Below are 16,546 nucleotides of genomic sequence, written 5' to 3'. Positions count from 1 at the left end.
AAATCAACAGTCAAGGCGGAGAGCGATACCCCTGGGCGGATTGCAACCGCTCATGGCTTCCGCTCCAGCTTCCGAGATTGGGCCAGCGAAAACGGCTATGCACGGGATCTTGCTGAACGCGCGCTTGCCCACACGGTGGCGAACAAGGTGGAAGCGGCGTACCATCGGACCGACTTACTGGAGCAACGGCGCCCGCTCATGGAAGCGTGGGCTCAGCACGTATGTGCGGGCGACTTGCACAACCACTGGCGCGATTTGGAACTGTCCGAACAGTAGCCCATATCCAGTCGCTCACGGTTTTTTGAACCCATGAGCGCACGCTGTCGCAGCGCGCGATAGCGATGCAGTTACAGCAGTATCGAAAGAGCCACCAACCGACGGCGGTGATTGCTGCCCGCCGTAATGGCTATGCATCGCAGTGCGGTCGTCGCACCAACAGGCCATCGAGGTCGACTCGCAGGCGCCGTTCCGTTGGACGCCAGGCGATCGTCGGCTTGACGTCGTACAGACCGGCCAAGGCATTGGCGATGGCGCTCGCGTGCCGCTGCTGCGCCTCGTCACCGGATTCGTGATCGCTCATGAGCTCCTCCGGCGAGCCATTGGCGATATCGGCCTCGCCGAGGATACGGGCGGCCCGGGCGTTCAGCGAATAGCATGCCGGCGCGATCGTCACTTGGTCGAGCTCCTGGCCGTTGACCGCGTTCACGGCACGGAACTGCACGCGTCGATGCGCAGGATCGCCTCCGCCGTCGAACAGCACGAGCGCGACGGGCGAGGTGTCGACGAAGCGCAACACGTCGCCCGGGCCCAGGTCGCTTAAGTGTAGGCTCGACAGATCGATCGCGACCGCGTGATGGGGCGCCTCCTCCGCCGTCGCCACCCGCTGGGTGACACTTGTCCAGGTCGCCCGCACGTTTCGCAGCGCGTCGGGGCGCGAGACTCCATCCCCGTCGGCATCACCGAAGGTCTCGGAATCCACGCCTCGGGCCTGCCCGCGGCTGACGGCACCGCGCGCGGACACGACGCGGGAGACGTCCATGCGCTCCACCTTGAGCCGTCCCTCCACGACCGACAGCCGAGCCAGTTGCGCTTGGCCGCACAAGCGGTCGTTTTGTGTCATGAGGACCAAAGCCGATTCGTTCGGCAGCATGCGTAGGTCATGTATCGCGTAGAACGGCGAGTGACAAGGATGGTCCGCAGGGAAGAGCGGGAGGCTGAGGTCGGCATCGGCCACCGTGCGTCCGTTGACCTTCACGCGAACCACGCGATAGTTGGTCTGTCCTCCCGTGGCCCAATTCGCGAAATGGCGTTGCTCGCTGACGATCGTAAGGTGCGGTCCCTGGAGCAGCACCTCGGAGGCATCCGGCGTATCGCAGCCGGACAAAAGAAACGGCAGCGTCAAGGCGATCACGGCGGCCGTGGTGCGTCGGGTCATCGATCGGTCCATGTCACGGAACTCTATGGGCAGCGCAAGGAAACTCAGTGGGATCGCTGTGCTGCACGGAGGATGCAGGCTGCGACGTACGAGCGACACGACGACGTTTGGCCGTCCGGCCGATCGGCTCTTTCTGCTCTGGCTTGCTGCGATCCAACGCATCTGCCGCCACGATGACGCCTCCTTCATGTTTTGTCGTCGAACACGCCTGTCATTCCCTGGCGCGTTCACCGCGCTCCCAGCGGAGATGGCTCGCGGCGAAAACGCCGTCCGCGCGCACAGCAGTCATTTGAGTCCACGCGCCCGCCTGCGGTTAGAATTCGACTCCAGCTTCCCTGATAGGTTGTAGCGCTTGCGCTTCTGCTGCCCCCGCGATCGGATAGAGTTCAGAATCGCACAGGACGGGCACCAGAGACCACACCAAGCGCTGATAGTTGTCGATTGCCAGACATGGCCCCTTGAACACGCCCATTCGAGCTTGCCGTGGGCGCCTGCGTAAGCCGTCGAAAGACAACGCCCACCACGCAATCGCGCCAACTTCTGCATCTGTTCGATGGTGCGGGTCCGCGCAGACGAACGCGATGGATCATGCGGTTGATTTCATCCAACTCAAGCAGCAAGTCACGCAATGACTTTGTCATCTAGGTGCCAGAGGCCGATTCCGTATCACGATGACGCGCAAGCCACTCGCCAGTTCACGGGCGCACGACATCCATCACATCGGGCTTGGGCAGCACTGTCAATGGATCAATCGGCTTACCATCCTTGCGCACCTCAAACCGCAGCACCCCTTTGGTCTTGCCGTCAGAACCCATCTCTGCAATCTGCTGCCCCCGCTGCACGGTCTCACCCTCTTTCACAAACAGTTTGCCGGTGCCGCCGTAAGCGGTCACGAAGTCGTTGTCGTGTTTGATGATCACAACCAACCCGTACTTCTTGAGTGCCGAACCAACGTACACTACGCGGCCCGCTGCAACCGCCTTCACAGCCTCGCCTGGCGTACCTCGGATCAAAATACCTCCCGATTTGCCTGCCGCATACGGTTCAACAATGGCTCCAGACGTAGGCCATACCCACCCTGGCTGGTCACCGTGCTGGTCGTGCTTTGACCCCGCCTTCGCCGGCGATACCGCCCCTGCTTGCAGGTTCGGCGCAACTCGCAACACTTGACCTGTCTGGAGATCTTGCTGCCCACCCAAGCCGTTCCATGCCGCAATCTCCGCCGGCCGCCGCCCAAACGCAGCGGCAACTGAGGCCAACGTATCTCCAGCATTGACTTGGTAATACCCTGCTGACACGTGCGCACTGGTTTCCAGCTTGGTTGACCATGGCGTCAACGTGCAGGCACTGAGCGACGCCGCCCACACTACCGTGCCCATCCAGCGCAGACATGTCGATCGCTTCCTGCTTGCACATTGCAGACGAAATCGCACCCCAAAGCTGGGGCCATGCTCACCGACAAACATCTTCACTCCTTTCCCTCGAAATCGTAGCGCCGCCTGAGCGGACAGCGTGTAACGTTCATTTGAAGTCCGGTAGCCCTGGGGCTTCGCCAAACGGCACCAACCGGACCGGTCCCACTTCCAGCACGCCGCCACGTTCGACCAAATCCCGGCGCATCGAAACAATCCAACCACAATTACCGCACTTACCAAGGGCGACGGCGTCAAAGAGCACCCGATGCGCCCCGCAGCGGACACACAATGTTTTCGCGCTGGGTCGCACGCCCGCACGAATGCGACGGGACAATGTGCCGGATGGGTCGATCTGGTTGCAGCGTGCGCGAAACTTGCGCAGATAGCGCGCCGGATCGGCTTTGTCTACCTGGAGAATGTCGGCCAATTGAGTTATCGGCAGCGGTAACCCAAGATAGCGGACCAACGCGCGCTGCTCACTCAACTTCCGATCCCTGGCGAAGGGCGTACCCGTGCGGCGGTTGAATTGCTTGCCGCAGTTCTTGCACAGGAAGCGCGGCATGCCGCGATGACTGCCTTTCGCGTTGACGTCGCCACTGCCGCAGCCCGGGCAGTCGGGTATCGGGAGAGGAAGTCGAGAGTACAGTGCATCGAAATCCGCCAACAGCGTGGCGCTCAGCTCCAGATCCTCACGCACGGTGACACCCTCTCCGTCACCGGCGGGCGACGCGACGTGGACCGCCGTCATCCGGCCACCCAGCCTCACGCACTGCTCGTAGTGACCACTGGGATCGAGTTCGAGCAACCAGCGCCGAAACAGACGGACGGTGGCATATACCGTCGGGTTGCGGACGCTGAGCTGGCGCGCGGCTTCTGCGCATCCCAGCTCCTCGCCCAACAACGCGATCCAGGCGTCGATCTGCTTACGTTGACGGCGCTTCGAAAACGGCGTTCCGCTCAGCCGGCTGTAGACATGACCGCAGCCAACGCATTTGAAATTGGGAAGGCACCCGCCGGCGACTTGGGATCGGGCATACCCGTCCTTGCGGATGTGCGTGCCATGGCATTGGGGACACGGCGGAACCGGGTCTGAGTCGGGAGACATCAGACGATCCAGGTGCCGTTGCAGGAAGGCCTGCAGCGTCTCGCCCTCGCTACCGGACACCGCTTGTTTGGCCCGCACCCCGTGCATCATGACGGCGCGCCTCTCTACCACCGGATGATGTATGGATTGGCACCAAGGCCCCAATGCCCACTGTCGTCCTGCTCGAAGAGAATTCCCTTGTGCGCCCAACCATCCTCTTCGGGATGAAACGAAAGTGACATGAGGTCAGGGTCCGACAGCCACGGTGTTGCATGTTGATCAGGTTTCCAGAGGAAGTTGACCCACGAAACCTGATGCGGATTGTCATCGAACGGATTCTTGGTCGGTTCCATGAACTTCTCCACGCCGCCATATGTAACGTGCGCACAGAAAAGATTCGCCATATGCAGGGCACTGCCTCCGGGGGAAGACCCATCGACCGTCTCAAATTCTTTGTACCGATAGAATGACTTCCCGAACGGTGTTACCTCGATATGACTCAAAGGAACATCCTTGTCGAGCGACTCGTAGTTCGGATTTCTGACGGTCGGCGTTCCTCTGCCTGCATTGAATTTCACGGTAATCAGGCCACGGTTAATTAACGCCTGCACGTCTTTTCTCACAGCGCCGTCAGCACGCAGCAAATCTCCCGCATTTACATCGGCAGGAAGCTCAGCGCCTGCAAGGCTGACGCAAGCGCTCGTCGGAACCATGTTTTTGTCTGTAAGCGCGACTTGCAAAATCTCGTCGATCTTGCTTTTGCTCAGGTCGTGTCGCGACAACATGAATCTGGTGCCAAAAAATGCTGCCGTTGCGAGCACGACGCCACCTATCAGCCAAAGTTTTCGCACGCGTCCAACAGACTTACTGGTTCTCAATTCATTCCACGTCATTTGATTCTCGTGTTTTTGGGGCTCTATTTCGTTTCGTGTGGAATGCTATGGCTTCATTTCAGCATGGCTGACCCCACAATGCCGCACCCTCCGCCGCAGCTTTTCTTTCTTTAGCCGCGCCATATTGAAGCTACAGCCGGGTGCTATACCGGCTTGCCAAGCGGCTATTGCGCAGGGCGCTCTTTTGGCGCGTCCCCCGCAATCACCACATCGGTGTCAACCAGTTCGACACGCAGCGGCGCATCAGGCGACAGCGTCTTCTTCGTCACCACGCGCCGCCACGCCGGCGTCCCCGACACATCCCGGTAGAACGCCACCTCCGCGACATACTCCGTATCAGCCTGCATGGGCTGCGACACGCTCGCCGAGCCGCCTGGGTTGACGACCCTCCCCACCTGAGCCGATGGCCGTACACGCTCATCAGTATTGAATTCAGACTGACAGCGGCTGTCGTACTCCACAACAGTGCCCCCCTCCTTCGCGATGGCAGCCATCAGATGCCTGGGGAAGCCAGCCTCCTCCAGCGAGCGTCCGTCCGTGAATGTCAGTTCTGTAAAAATCAGTCCACGCCCTATGACCACGCACTGAACCCTCGTAACGGATTTGAGCGGATACGTCTGCGCATGCAAGGCGAAAAACCGCTTCTGCACAACCGCAGAAGGCGTAACAATCGTGTAGGTATTCATGCCGGGTAGACACAGCAGGAATAACACCAGCGTTACCATGACGAGCCGCTTGATGTCCTGTTTTGCTTGGGCCCGCCGCGTTTCAACCGTGTATCTCGTACACCATCGGGGAAGATGAAATGCCCGCCACGCACTCGGCAGCACTGAGCTCAGCCCGAACAGGTACGAGAGGACCAATAGATTATTCGGAAAGACGTTGATTACCTCGTTGACATCGAGCCGAACGTAAGAACCAATTGAGGCGTCGATAAAAATCCGCGCTCCAATCCAGCGCAATGCTTCGAGCACGCTCCACGCCGCAATAAATGTCCCGCACAGGCCGAGCGCCGCAAAAAGCAGTATCTTGGCAGTCGTGCGCCACGTACTGGTATTGTCCGAATAATTGGCTGTCACCTCAGGCTTCCTCAACGACGACACGCCTGCTCCATTTGGAGTGCGGCGAAACGGGCGAGAGACGATTGCTTTCTACTGACCATCCGCACCGAACGCATGACCCGCGCCTTCAGTACGCAAATCTGCTCACGAAATTCAGGAAACATGCTCTGGTCCTATTACGAAACTCGCGGGCCGGACCGAAGCTGCCCCAACCATGCATTGCCCCATCAAGGTTCCGCCCCCAGTTCAATCTGGTTACCTGTCACGATAAGCTTCACAGGATCGGTCTTCTTCCACTGCGATTTCGGGATGACCAGTTGCCACGTGGCCCCGCTCTGATCACGAAAAAACCCCACGACGCCCACCGCTTGCGCCTCTTCGGCCATCGTTGCAGCCAGCTTGGCCGTTGCGCCCGGAGCCAGCACGGTCTCCATGCGGCCAACCAGATCGGTCTTGAGTAGCGCCTGATCGTCGTCAAGCAACTGCTCGTATGCCGCCTTTTCAAAGGCCGCCGTGTTCTTCAACTGGTACACGCGCACCACGACCGGCAATGACTGGCCCTGTCCGTTCTGGTTGAGCGCCTCGCGGCTCTCAATCACCAGGTTCATCTGCTTGACCTTCGCAATGAACACCGCGCGTGTCGCATCGACCGTTGTTTCCTTGACCGACTGCCACATGCCGCAGCTCGATAGCAACACGGCCGTCGTCGCGCACACGCACCCCAGCAGGATCGAGGGTAGTGTCCGGTTCGTTCTTTCTTTCATAGCCAGCCTCCCTTCCTGACCGCGCACGGGTAGCGCCGGATCGGACCACCGATGCCCTCATACAGCACGAGCCGCACCGCGTAATGGAAGCAGGCGTAGCGGCCCACAAAGCGGCTGAGCACATCGCCGAACAGCGCCACGTCGCCCGGGCCGGCAAAGCCCGAAGGCGCAATGCCCACATTCAGGTTCACGATCCGGTCAATGCGCGCCCCAACAATGTCCGTGTCTTCGTCGAGCCAGACCTCGTGGATCGCCTCGATGCGCCGACGGCTGTCGTCCTGCTGCGTCCAGTCGTACAACTGCAGCGCACCCCGCAGGACGTCCGCGTTCATCATGTTCAGTTCACTCGATCCGGCCGCGTTGAAGTGGGAGACCACCCTCCAGTCGTATCCGCCGCCGCGCGGCGGATACAGCGGCATGGTGGGCGCGGTGAGATTGCGCACCCGCTCAACCCCCGTAAAAACCGAGACCGGCTCGGTAATCATCGACTCCCGCAGCGCCATGCGCGGCAACCGGCCGTTGTTGGCCAGCACCCGCACCGTCACGTGTTCGTCCGGCAGACTGCCCGGTTCATCCCACAGATGGCCGCCCAAGGTCACCCACATCTCGCGCTGACCCGTCACGCCATGGCGGATGGACGTGTGGTAATAGCGCTCGGGCGACTCGTAGCGCATCATCCCGCCACGGTGCCGGAATTCCTTGAACGACTGGTATTCGTAATGCGCCGCGTTGCGGGGATCGGAGGCCACGACCTTCACGGCATCATAGGGCTCGACATGATCGTCGGCGGAGGCGGGCGGGCGGACCAGATAGTTACGATCATGTGCGTTGGGTCGGATGGCCCGCGCGTCCAACTCGAACAGGTTGACCACCGGCGTGCAGAACAGCCGGAGGTTGTTCGCGCCGAACGTCACGTCACCGGCAATGCGGCCGTCAATCTCGATCTCGAACTCGATGCGTGTCTCGCCCGGCGGCACGCTCGCCGTGTTGAAGCCGCAAAGGTCGACGAAGTGGAATTTCTCCGGAAACGCAAAATATTCGAGCATCGTCTGCTCGCGATCGAGTTCGGCGTCGCGCGCATCCCGGTCGACTGGCCATAGCCGGGTGTCCGGCCCGAAGCCTGCTGCCTCAACACCCATGGCCGGTTGCGCCTGCAACTGGCCGTCCAGCAAGCGCGGCATGCGCACGCCGATCGAATGGACCTGCCGCGTGAAGACGGCATACAGCGCCGACGCGGTTGCCCGGTCGGCGTGGAGGTACAAACGAATGCGAGACAGGTCATCCAGGAGTCGCTGCTCGCGATGCAGCAGATCGAACGCGATCCGGATGACTGCGCGCCCGTCCTCGCGCATACGCACACCCGCCTCCCTGAGCTTGAGCGGCAGCAGGCGTACCGGCTGGGTGGTGCGGTAGACGCAGACGGTGCCGTCCGGGCCGATCGGCGTCGACCGTACCTGTTGGCCGGCTGGCAGGGTATCCAGGACCCGCGCCTCGCCCACGCGGGGCTCGCATTCCAGGATCGCCAGCGACGGAATGGTGCGGCCCGCATGCGGCCACAGGTGATCGATCAGCGGATCGGTGATTTCCGGCAGGGCATCGTCGAGCTTCATGCGCAGCCGGCTCGCGAGGAGCGCAAAGCCCTCGTAGACCGCTTCCACGCGCTCGTCCCGCGCGCCCGGCGTTGTCATTCCCAACTGCCGCGCTGCCTGCGGCTGCGCATCGGCGAATTCCCTGCCTGCTTCGCGCAGGTAGCGCATCTCCGAGTCGAAGTACCGCAGGAACGGATCTTCCAGCGGGAACATCGGCGTATCCCCCTGGTGGCCGTTCAGCGGCAGTCTGTTCTTGTCTTCGCTCATGGCCGCAACTCCGCAGGCAGGGGCGGGAGCACCGGCCCGATACTCCCCTTGCCGACGCTGAAGATCTGTTCGGGCATGTGGAAGTCGCGCAGCTTCAGCAGCTCAAGCGGCCCCGAACCCACCTGCGTGCGCAGCACGTAGCGCAGCGGCTCGTTGTAGGGCGCGCTCCACGTCAGCTGATAGCGCGTACTGTCGAGCTGCTTGACGCTCGCCCTGCCCAGCAAACGCAGGAACGCCCAGTCGCCCGTAGAATCGAACGCCTGCCGCAAGCCGGCATTGAGCGTTTGCCAGGTCAGCCCCGCATGTCCATTCAGTCCGTCGCCGGGCCACGCGAGCGGCGTCCAGCGCTCCTGCTGGTTGAAGTAGACAATCTGCTTGCCGTCAACCGACAGCTCCGAGCGCGTCACGTCCGGCGTGGGCAGCGCCATCATCTCAAAACGCTCGTTCGCGTCGCCCCGCAAGTAAAGCTGCGCACCGACCGTCGACAGTTGCCGAACGCCCGCCAGAAACTTCGGATCGAAATGCAGCGCCTGCGGCGCCAGCTCGTTCGGCGTCCAGTGATCGCCCTCCAGCTTCAGTACGCCGGCAAGCTGTGTGGTGATGAAGCGCGCGATCAGACCAGTGTCGGGCCGCACGTAGCGCCCGAGCTCAGCAAAGGACGCATCGGCGTTCGTGTCGAAAAATGGATACCTGCCGCTCATCGCCGCATTGAATGGCGCGGCAACGTTCGCCCGCCACGCTTCATTTAGGCTCGCCGCCGCCGGCTGCAGGATGCTCTGCCAGGCGGCTTCCAGTGGCTGCGCGAACACCGCATCGCCAAATCCCGACCATGCAGTGCCGAGGCTCGCCGCCGTGAGCGCCGCATCGTCACGCGCCTGCGACAGCTCCGAGAGCTTGCCCTGAAACACGGCCTGCGCCTGCGAGCGCGCCATCGCCTGCGCGTCAGGGTTGCCCGCGATCTGCTGCAGCTTCAAGCGCATCGTGGTGACCGCCGTCAGGTACCGCGACAAGCTCACGCCATTCAGGGCGAGGTTGGCGCCTGCGTTGCCTTTACCAGCGGCTGCCGGTGCGGCAGTGGCGTCGCCCATCAGCGTGAGCAACGGGCCAAACGACTTGTCGAGTGGATTGACCGGCGGTGTGGCCGCCTGGTCCTCGTTGCCGATCAAGCTTTGCGCCTTGCGCACCAGCGTGTCGGCCAAGGCCTGCGACGGCCGCCCGGCCTGCGCCTGGTATTGGACCGCCTTCATCAGCGCGATGAGCGGGGAGGTCTGCGCGTCGGCCAAGCGCGTCAGTTGCTCGATGGCATCATTGAGGTTCGCCGCCGGCTGCCAGCGGATGCCGTTAAGCATCCCCTGCCAGGCTGCGGTGTATTCCGCAAAATACCGCGCGGAGAGGCGCTGCTTGAGGTCTTCGGCCGCCCGTTTCTCGTCGAGCGCGGCCGTTGCCCTGGCCGCGCCCTGCGACACGGCATTGCCGAGGGTCTGCGCAGGCCGTGTGCCCGTGAGTACCCAGTCGCCACTCATGCGCCGCTCGCTGGCCGCCTTGTCGATCGCAGCGGCGATCATGCCGTCCCACGCGGCGCGCGTGTAAATGCCTGGCACGGTTTGCGCTGTGGCAAACAGGCCGCGCGCGTCTGCGCCAGCAAGCAGGGTTTCGAGCGACGCGTCCGCGTACTTGCCCCGCGCCTCTGTGAGGATGCCCTGATAGACGGTATCGTCGGCTGAGGCCAGCCCCATTTGCGTGACCAGCGTGTTGCGGGTCGACGTGACGAGGCCGTCGTCGAGCGCGATGCGCCATTCGGGGTGGGCTTCGAGGTGATCCGCATAAAAACCGGCCAGCCGCTGCCCCGTGTCGTCGCGCTCACCCAGGGGCATCTCGGGCGGACGCGACCACATCGCCACCAGCATGCGTTTGAGGAACGCAGGCTCGGAGTGCGGCGGATCTCCCAGCATCAGGTACGCCTTGAGCGCGTTGTAGGTGCTGCCGCGCGCATCCTGCGACTGCAGAGCATCGGCGCGCGTCCGATTGGCAGCCTTGAGCAGGTCGCCGATCGTGTTCACGACGGGGGTCTGCAGGTTACGTGTCGAGGCGATCCGGTAGGGAAGCCAGAGACCGGCAAGCAACTCGTCGTTGCGTGAGAGGCCGCCGCGCAGGTACCACGGCGCGCCGTGCCGCTGCCGATACTCAAGTTTCTCGATCAATTGCTGCATCGTGAGCTGCGCGCGCAAAGCCACTGCCGTCTGCGGTCGCGCATCCAGCGCGGCGGTTACCGTAGCACGCGCTTCGCGCGTCAGTTGCTGGTTGCCGATGAACGACACTGTCATCAACGCGCACCATGCAATCGCCGCAACGGTCGCGAGTGCCGCCAGCGCGTTGGGCCAGTAGAAACCGACTCGCCGACCCGTGCCACGCGGTTGTGCAATGGCTCGCCACGTGGGTAATAGGGAGGCGGGCTGGCTTGGTAACACTGCCGCTTGGGGCAGCCCCGCCGCCGCCTCTGTCCCCGGCTGGCCGTCCACCATGACCGGTGTGGGGACCGGCAAGGCTGCGGACCCTGCGAACACGGGCGCGAACAGCACGCCAGCCAGCGGGGAGCGTAGCCAGTGGGAAGCGCTCAGTGCATTCCAGCCGGTGAGGATGTGCTCCCGCCGCTGGTCGATGTACTGGGAAATCTGCGCCAGATAGGTGATCGGCGTGGGCGTCGCGCACAGTTGCACACCCGCGCCCGCCGTGTGCCGCCCGATCATGGCGAGTTGCTCGCTCAACGCCGCCAGTTGCACACTGCGGCCCGCCGCTCCGGGGAATGCGCCGATGGCGTCGAACGTCTCGGGCAAGCCGCCTTTGGCGGGCACGGCGTGCAAGAACGTGACGGGCGCGGCCCAGCCCAAATCGGTCGCAAGCGTGGCCAAGCCGCGCGGCAGTTCGGTCTCGCGCACATCCGCATGGGTGACGTGAACGATGCTGTCAACCGGTCGCCAACTGCGCATCTGCCGGATCTGGCGGCGCCACGCTTGCGCGTCGATCCCATCCGGTGCCGTGTGCAGAAGTATGGCGTCGGCGATAGGCATGACGCCCGCGTGCTTCAGACCAGGCGCGACCGCCTCGATCAGCACATCCTTGCCGTCCACCAGCAGCCATGGTGTCCGATATCGCCAGCGCCAACCGTGCGTCGCGCGCAATTCGTCGAGCAGTGCCTGCAGGCGGGCATCGCGTTTGAGCGTTTTCGTCGGCTTGACTGCCGCGCCTCGATCGCGCACTTCGGCACGAAACACGCGCCCAACCAGGCGGTATGCCCCACCGAACAGCAGTCCCAGGTGCAACAGCAACGTCCCCACGAGCGCCAGGAAAATCCAGACCGATGCACCGAGCTTCGCTTCGCGCGTGAGCGCGCCAAACAGATCGCCCTTGAACCACACCAGCGCAAGCGCCACCCCCGCAAGGATCAACGCCAAAAAGATCGGCCCCCAGGCGAGCAGCCGGCTGGTTCCGGTCGACTCAGCCTCGGCTGCCGCGAGAATTTGCATGTTATTGCGAGCGTTCATCATCAGGTTCTTCTTGCTTCATTGGGCCGTTGACGTGCAGGATCGCGGCCTGCACGATCGACGTGGACGACGGCGTATGGAGGATCAGTTGTGTTCCGCCCGCTCCCTCCATCGCTGCGGCGACCGACAGCCAGCCGCCGGCGGCTCCAGCGTGCCCGGCCAGGGGATCGGGCCGACGCTGGGTCTCCTGCTTTGCGACGCCAGCGAGGCCGGCTCCACGCATCGCAGCGAGTAGATTCGTGTCGTGCGAGCCGTCCAGGCCGGTGATCCAAGCGGCAGTAACGCTGGCTGCATCGGTTTTACCCCACAGCACGCTGTTCGCCAGCACCGCTTCCAAGCCTTCGAGTTGATCGGCCACCGGTCGGTGCAGCAAACCGAGCACCCTGATCGTCTCGGGCAACTGAAACGCGCCCAGGCCCAGCAACACAGCGACCCCGCCCTCAGTGCTGCCGGCCGTCAGAACGTCATGCCATTGCGCCGCGACAACCAGCAACGGCCGCTGTTCACCGGCGTCCAGCCAGGCATCGGCCACCAGTAGGCCGTCCGTGGCCGGTACGGCAATGCATTCGAGATCCGGCAGGCCCGCCCGTTGCAACGCCTGCTTGACCTGCTCCACACGCTCATCGGCGGTTTCGGGGGCCGACAGCACACGCACTGCAGGCGCGTATTCCGGGCCATACTGCGACAGTGCCCGCACGCTGTCAGCGACAGATGCCAACGCATGTGCGATGACGCGAACGGCGGGTGGCACCGGGGTAAACGGATGCGGCGCCTCGCCATGTCCGGCATCGATGTCCTCTGACGGCTCGCCATCAGCAAGACCGGGCACATTCGAATCCTCGTGGAGGATGGGGTCGTCATCCGCAAAACGGTTGTGCAGGACACGTCCTGTGCCGCTACGAGGCACGCGTGCCTGCAGAAAGGAAGTTCTTTCCTTCAACACCTCGCCGAGCAACTTGCCGCCCAATGGCAGACAGTACCCGGCGCCGAGCACCTGCAGTGGCCGTTGCGCGGTAACGATACGGCCCCGGAGCCAGACTGCGCGGTGCCTGTTGCGGAAGCGCGCGTGAAGGGTGTCCGCCTCGTAGATCGTCCGGGCGATGGCAAGCGCCGCAAAAAATACCGCATTCGGGATGCCCACCACACACAGCCAGAACTGTGGGCCGCGCGCGGGCGTGCCAGCTGGCCACAGCAATAGCACCACCGCAGCGCCGAGCCCGCAGCAAAGCACCCAGCCGAGCAGCCACGGCCAGAAGCGCGGCCCGTGCGCCGGATAGGCCGATGGCAAGCCTGCCGGCGAGAGATCAACCGGCATCGTCAGCCAATGGACACGTTTTGCAGCGACGAAATCAGCCGGCAGCCGCAGGCGCAGCGATACAGATGCATCGCCACCGGCTTGCCGTCCCGGTCAGGAAACGACTCGTCGCCTTCGTCAATCACAGTTGGGCCGTGCCGGTGGCACAACGCTTCATCTCCCTTGCGTGCCAGAGGACGGCCCATGAATTCCATATAGGGTGAGCCGCCAGTAACTTGGCCGCCGTTTTCGAGTTCATCGCCTTTGCGAATAGGGGAGCGGGACATTTTTTTAAATTTCAGTCATGCACTTTCATATTTCGATAGAAAATAAATTTCCTACCATTCCATAAATATTGATTCAATGAGTAATCGGGGTTGTCTGGATCACTAACGCCGTACTCTACAATCATCGGAATTCCGACCTTGTTAGCAACGACCTTGACGCCGGTTCCATATGAAATGAATTGAAACTCATATTCGCCGCCCTTGGCCGAAAATATGCCGGCATACGAATTTGTTGCGCTCAATTTCGGCTCAACCAGGCATATTAAAACCTTCTTCCCGCGAAACGACTTCTCATATTTATGAAATTGCAGTCCCTCTTCGAATTGTTGCATTGAGCAGGAGTCACTGGCGCAGACAAATTTCTGCATATCATTATCTGCATACAGTTTCTCTGCCATCTTCTCTCGTTGAGCATTAGTTCCACACGCGCAGACCAATTCCGAAAAGAAAAGCAATGCAAGAAGCATGGAAATTTTTCTCATGGCCGTTGCCTCTCCAGTGATACCTGAATCGTATGCGTGGCAGGGAAATATCTCATCTTCGGGTGATGTGTATGCGGATCCAACACAGGCTGACCGCTCGCATCAAGCACTGGTTCCTGTGCGGAATTTCTTCGCCAGACAAAGGAAATTTGCTCAGAAGAGTCCATTTCAATCAAGTCAAGCAAGATATATTTAATATATACAAATGACAGCAGTCGATGCTCAAGGCCGTTAATATTTTGATTTGCCACATTTCCATTGGTAGATTTGGATGCTTGAGTTGCTGTCTCGATTCTCAATCCGCCTTCATCGGTCGTTTTGATAGTATTCGCACCTATCGCCGTCATCGCTCTGCAGGTCCAATACAAACCAGCGCTATCGGCGCAATTACGTCGATCAAAAACCGAATTTGTATCAGCCAATTTTACGTCGGGATTCCAGTGAAGGCCCGCAAATTTTGCTGGAACCGCTGGATCATTCGGAAATTTCTTAAATTCTCCGTATTTATCGTAGTTCGGCTTTTTTGTAAGTTGAATCAACCCGCGCCCGTAGTACGGGTTATATGGTCTATCCTCTCCGTGATATTCGCGAACAGCCTGAAGCCACCCAGATTCCTCCATTAACTGAGCAAGAAAATGAGTCGCTCGTTCTCTTGTCGAGCTGATGCGGTACTTACGCAGCGCCGCGTTAAGATCTGACTCCCAAGCCTTCCCTTGCTTCAACGCATTCGCCCAAGGATGGCTACCTGTCACGAATTGCGTACCGTGCAGCGAAAACATCGAGCGGGGAACGCATTGCGCAATCTCGGTCGCGGATAACCACTCACATTTCCGGAAATGCCGGATAAACGCGAGCGGATGGAAAAACCAAAGTTCCTGCCCGGCGAGCGGCGTCTTGTCCAAAAACTGGAACTTGCTCAGGAAATCTTTGAACTTCTTGTCCCCATCGGGGTTGGTATCCTTCTGCTTGCCAAAAAACCCATAGGGATCGTTCAGGTCCTTGTAGCGCTCCTCGTTGTAGGACGGATCCCACTCGCTGCGCGCCTTAAACACCATGCCCCTGAGCTTCTCGTCCACGCCATGCGTGTTCTGCACAAAGCTGGCAAGCCGCAGGTTGGTCTCATCAGAGTTGTTCGGATCGGCCTCAATTCGCAGTACCGATGGCAGCGAATCCTGAATGCCAGTCAGCCCGCAAAGCGTGGTGTAGTCACATCGGCCGCCATCGTTGAACGGCGTGTTGTCACCATCCACCTTTTGCCAACCCGTAAAGAACGGGAAATCCGCGTCGGACAGCTTCTTGATCTTGTCCGGCGCGATGTTGACGTAGCCCAGCGTGCCTTTCTCATCGAAGGGCACTGCGATCCAAGTGGCGCAGGCCGCCCCCGTCAGCGTCGGATGCTCCGACAGAATGCGACCGAACCGCAGCATTTCATAGCCGTCGCTTGGGCATGCCGGATAGAGGGCCATCGCGCGGTCATACAGGTCATATTCGTAGCGCTTTGGGTTGTGGTGGCTATCGGTACCGTTGTCATAGGGGTCCGCAATGGGGTCGGGCGTAAGCAGGGTCACGGTGCCGCTGTTACCGCGATCGATCCACGCGCGCGTAAAACGTCGCCCCTTGTTGAACCATGCCTCGACATAGAGTGTTTCGGCTGCGTCGATGGAGCCACCCGGCACTTGGGGAAACCACTTCTCATCCATGCCTGCCGGCTGACGACAGAATTCCTGCGGGCCAGCTATGATGAAATAGCTGTGCCCCCAATAGTCGCTCGTGGTCGGCTGAGCCGGCTTTTTGACCCCGATCTGTGTCTTGCCGAACCAGGTATTGAAATCGCCATCCGCCATAAAGATTTCGAAGTGCAGATGGGGCACGCCCTGATACTTACCAACATAGCCGAGCAAGTCCTTGCGGTAGACCTTTCTCGCTCCCCCAGTCTGCACGACCCCATCCGCGTTGCCTAAGGTGTTGAGCAACCACTTGGGTAGCGCATTCGGCGAGCCAATCTCTGGCGGATCGTTAGGCTGGGGGAAGCTGTGCTCCTGGTTGGTCATGTCCAGCAGGTGCATGTAGAGCGAGTAATACGTGATCGAGCGTCCGTCGCCTGTGTCGGTCTTGTGCCGCAGTAGAACGAAGCCGGCATTCGAGTTCAGGACCGGCTGTCCGGTTTGCGGATCCTCCGTGCCGTCCGAGATAGCCTTCTTGCAGACCCGGTACGCGACGACTTCTCCGTCGGCGATGGCGCGGACAGGTTCCGCCTGGTCGCCCGGGTTCAGATGGATAGCGCAATGAGAACGCCGATCGAAGGTGACCGGCCAGACCCCGTGATGGCGGATCTCGAACTGATCAACCGTATCCATCATAGGATCCGGCCTCGACTCGTCGCTGGCCGTCAGGCCCGATGCGGGCAGGAAGGGAGGGTTGATGATCATGGTT

Annotated in this window: 13 protein-coding genes; 1 reads left to right on the top strand and 12 read right to left on the bottom strand. The window is 61.2% G+C overall.

Annotation, left to right across the window (positions count from 1 at the left end):
• A partial coding sequence (locus C404_RS60625) for a tyrosine-type recombinase/integrase (RefSeq protein ID WP_442792367.1) occupies nt 1-276 on the top strand: 276 nt, incomplete at its 5' end.
• 130 nt (nt 277-406) lie between these two features.
• On the opposite strand, the gene C404_RS37080 is transcribed toward C404_RS60625, so the two are convergent.
• The 12 genes from C404_RS37080 to C404_RS37045 all read right to left on the bottom strand — a co-directional run bounded on the left by C404_RS37080 (nt 407) and on the right by C404_RS37045 (nt 16,542).
• Nucleotides 407-1,435 carry a hypothetical protein gene (locus C404_RS37080; protein ID WP_152524425.1) on the bottom strand — a complete coding sequence of 343 codons (1,029 nt, stop codon included), beginning with the start codon at nt 1,433-1,435 and terminating at the stop codon, nt 407-409.
• Nucleotides 1,436-2,130: 695 nt separating this feature from the next.
• Entirely contained in the window at nt 2,131-2,901 is a 771-nt protein-coding gene (locus tag C404_RS59155) for a murein hydrolase activator EnvC family protein (RefSeq protein WP_081659341.1), read from the bottom strand.
• Nucleotides 2,902-2,956: 55 nt separating this feature from the next.
• Nucleotides 2,957-4,045 (bottom strand): DUF746 domain-containing protein, encoded by a 1,089-nt coding sequence (locus tag C404_RS60965; RefSeq protein ID WP_021193826.1) that lies wholly within the window; start codon nt 4,043-4,045, stop codon nt 2,957-2,959.
• A gap of 14 nt (nt 4,046-4,059) precedes the next feature.
• Nucleotides 4,060-4,827 (bottom strand): hypothetical protein, encoded by a 768-nt coding sequence (locus C404_RS58810; RefSeq protein WP_152524423.1) that lies wholly within the window; start codon nt 4,825-4,827, stop codon nt 4,060-4,062.
• Between the two features lie 164 nt (nt 4,828-4,991).
• Nucleotides 4,992-5,906, bottom strand: a complete 915-nt coding sequence (locus C404_RS60605; protein WP_235180625.1) for a type VI secretion lipoprotein TssJ — start codon at nt 5,904-5,906, stop codon at nt 4,992-4,994.
• 209 nt (nt 5,907-6,115) lie between these two features.
• On the bottom strand, nt 6,116-6,652 hold the full coding sequence (gene tssJ, locus C404_RS37070) for a type VI secretion system lipoprotein TssJ (protein ID WP_031329030.1): 537 nt from the start codon (nt 6,650-6,652) through the stop codon (nt 6,116-6,118).
• Entirely contained in the window at nt 6,649-8,508 is a 1,860-nt protein-coding gene (gene tssF / locus C404_RS37065; protein WP_021193822.1) for a type VI secretion system baseplate subunit TssF, read from the bottom strand. The genes tssJ and tssF overlap by 4 nt, the downstream gene beginning before the upstream one ends.
• Entirely contained in the window at nt 8,505-12,032 is a 3,528-nt protein-coding gene (locus C404_RS37060) for an ImcF-related family protein (protein ID WP_021193821.1), read from the bottom strand. The genes tssF and C404_RS37060 overlap by 4 nt, the downstream gene beginning before the upstream one ends.
• 1 nt (nt 12,033) lies before the next feature.
• Entirely contained in the window at nt 12,034-13,254 is a 1,221-nt protein-coding gene (locus C404_RS37055) for a hypothetical protein (protein ID WP_235180621.1), read from the bottom strand.
• Nucleotides 13,255-13,367: 113 nt separating this feature from the next.
• Nucleotides 13,368-13,631, bottom strand: a complete 264-nt coding sequence (locus tag C404_RS0129720) for a PAAR domain-containing protein (RefSeq protein ID WP_031329027.1) — start codon at nt 13,629-13,631, stop codon at nt 13,368-13,370.
• An 11-nt stretch (nt 13,632-13,642) separates the two neighbouring features.
• Complete coding sequence (locus C404_RS37050; RefSeq protein ID WP_021193818.1) at nt 13,643-14,113, bottom strand: hypothetical protein; 471 nt, start codon at nt 14,111-14,113, stop codon at nt 13,643-13,645.
• Nucleotides 14,110-16,542 carry a M23 family metallopeptidase gene (locus C404_RS37045; RefSeq protein WP_021193817.1) on the bottom strand — a complete coding sequence of 811 codons (2,433 nt, stop codon included), beginning with the start codon at nt 16,540-16,542 and terminating at the stop codon, nt 14,110-14,112. The genes C404_RS37050 and C404_RS37045 overlap by 4 nt, the downstream gene beginning before the upstream one ends.
• Nucleotides 16,543-16,546 lie beyond the last annotated feature (4 nt).

The sequence above is a fragment of the Ralstonia sp. AU12-08 genome (assembly GCF_000442475.1).
GTDB lineage: Bacteria > Pseudomonadota > Gammaproteobacteria > Burkholderiales > Burkholderiaceae > Ralstonia > Ralstonia insidiosa.
This window is presented reverse-complemented; position numbering and strand designations above follow the sequence as displayed.